At 38.6% G+C, this 2,630-nt stretch carries 2 protein-coding genes; both read right to left on the bottom strand.

What is annotated here, in order from left to right:
• On the bottom strand, positions 1 to 466 hold a 466-nt coding region (locus GO685_RS04660; RefSeq protein WP_175937783.1), incomplete at its 3' end, for an Rpn family recombination-promoting nuclease/putative transposase.
• Between the two features lie 62 nt (positions 467 to 528).
• Positions 529 to 2,358 carry a translational GTPase TypA gene (typA, locus tag GO685_RS04655; RefSeq protein WP_175937782.1) on the bottom strand — a complete coding sequence of 610 codons (1,830 nt, stop codon included), beginning with the start codon at positions 2,356 to 2,358 and terminating at the stop codon, positions 529 to 531.
• Positions 2,359 to 2,630: the final 272 nt, after the last annotated feature.

The raw sequence follows: 2,630 nt of genomic DNA, 5'->3' as shown, positions 1-2,630 counted from the left end.
AACCAAAATCCTCCAGGTCATGTTCGAAGGTTTTCTGATCAAGAGTAACGTGATCAGATTTGTACTCTGGTTTATTAGGAAATAGAACAAAATCAGTGATGGCAATAAAGATAACTCCTTTAAGGTCTTGATATCGGGCACCTACGTCAGCTTGACTTAAATAGGCTTTAGCAGCATAGTATTGGGCGCGTTTTTCAAAGCCACTGGTCCTAGCGACCTGCATCTCAACAATTGTTTGAACACCTGTAGAGTCTCTACATAATACGTCGACAATACTTTCCTTTTTGGCAACAATATCAGGGTTTTGAATGGGACTAAGAAAGGTTGCATCCTTTATTTCAGCTTCACCAATGCGACCTAAAATATCATTTAGAAAATGAATGAGAATATCTTTATTTTTCTCAGTACCAAAGATACGCCTAAAGGCATAGTTGTTTTTTGGATCTAGAAACTTTGACAAAACCATAAGAGATTTACTTAAAAACCATTAATAATTATACGCTATTTTTTCAGATATTCAACTTCTGATTACTCCTTATTCTTCGCCCTTCCTGCGCGTTTACGCTCATTTGGATCAAGAAATTTCTTGCGTAAACGTATAGACTTTGGAGTTACTTCCACTAATTCATCATCATCTATATATGCTATCATCTCCTCCAAAGTCATTATTTTTGGCGGAGTAAGTTTTATAGCTTCATCACTACCTGCAGCTCTTACATTTGTTAACTGCTTACCTTTGAGTACATTTATCTCCAAATCATTGTTGCGGTTGTGCTGACCAACAATCATACCGCAATATGCTTTGTCTTGTGGCTTGATAAACATAATTCCCCTATCTTGCAAATTAAAAATTGCATACGCCACAGCTTCACCTTTATCAGTGGAAATTAACACTCCATTGCGTCTTCCAGAAATTGGACCCTTATGAGGAGCATAACTGTGAAATAAACGGTTGATTATACCAGTACCGCGAGAATCAGTTAAAAACTCCCCTTGGTAACCGATTAACCCTCTTGATGGCACTAAAAATGTTAACCTTGTTCTTCCATTGCCAGAAGGCCTCATATCGGTCACTTCACCGTTTCGGAAGCTGAGTTTCTCCATGATGATTCCACTGTATTCGTCATCTACATCGATTACCACCTCTTCTATAGGTTCAAGTTTTTTACCGTTTTCTTCTTTAAATAATACACGAGGACGCGAAACAGAAAGCTCAAAACCTTCTCTTCTCATATTTTCAATTAAAACTCCAAGCTGTAGCTCACCACGTCCACCCACTTCAAATGCCTCGCCACTGGGTGTCGGAGTCACAGTAATCGCAACGTTCGTTTCTGCTTCTGCATATAAACGGTCCTTTATAACAGTGGAAGTAAGCTTTGTTCCCTCTTGCCCAGTGAAAGGTGAATCATTAACACTTATAGTAATTGCCATTGTTGGCGGATCGACCGGAGTCGAGCTTACTGCAGTCATAACCTCTGGCGTCGCTATAGTGTCAGAAACTGAAGCTTTTTCGAGTCCTGCAATTGCTATTATGTCTCCCGCCACAGCTTGCTCTACTGGAATGCGTTTTAAGCCAGAAAATGAGAGCAACTTAGTCAGTCTTCCACGCTCAACCACTTTACCATCAAGATCAAGTACCTTGAGGTCTGAATTGACTTTTGCGATTCCTTGGTAAACTTTCCCTGTCAATATCCTGCCAAGAAACTTATCAGACTCAAGTAAAGTAACCAGCATAGCAAAAGGTGCACTTTGGTCGTAAATAGATGGTTTTATATAATCTATAACCATTGAAAATAATGGGCTTAAATCTTTTCTTTCGTCAGAGAGTCCTTTAACACACCAGCCATTTCTACCAGAAGCGTACAATACTGGAAAATCAAGCTGCTCGTTAGCCGCATCAAGGTTAAAAAACAATTCATATATTTCGTTCAACACTTCATCAATTCTGCTGTCTGGCCGATCAACCTTATTGATTATCACAATTGGCTTCAAATCTGCTTTTAATGCTTTCGATAACACAAACTTAGTCTGTGGCATGGGACCTTCTGCAGCGTCAACCAGCAACAACACACCATCTGCCATACACAGTACCCTTTCTACTTCTCCACCAAAGTCCGCATGCCCCGGTGTATCAATAATGTTGATTTTTTCATCGCCCCACATTATTGACGTACATTTTGCAAGTATTGTAATTCCACGTTCACGCTCTTGATCACCACTATCCATCACTCGTTCTTGAACTTCTTGATTCTCACGAAACGTACCACTTTGTTTTAACATGTTATCAAGTAAAGTAGTTTTTCCGTGGTCAACGTGCGCAATTATCGCAATATTACGGATCGATTTAAATTCATTCATTTCTTATCATTTCAAATTTAATTTAGTAATAAGTATACATGTAATATACTTAGAGTAAATAGACCTTTTGCATAACCATATAACAAACTTTTAGCAGCGTATGTCATCCAATGGAAACAAAAAAAACTACTTGACAAATTCTTTTGGCCCCCTTATAATGAGACTGGAGCTATTTATCTTCGCAATCTGTGCAGGTTAATGACAAAAAACTTAGGGTATTTGGCGTCTCATATTTAAATTTTCGCACTATGTGCACCTCACGTCTTTTTAAA

This window comes from Wolbachia endosymbiont of Madathamugadia hiepei, assembly GCF_013366855.1.
In the GTDB taxonomy this organism is placed as follows: domain Bacteria; phylum Pseudomonadota; class Alphaproteobacteria; order Rickettsiales; family Anaplasmataceae; genus Wolbachia.
This window is presented reverse-complemented; position numbering and strand designations above follow the sequence as displayed.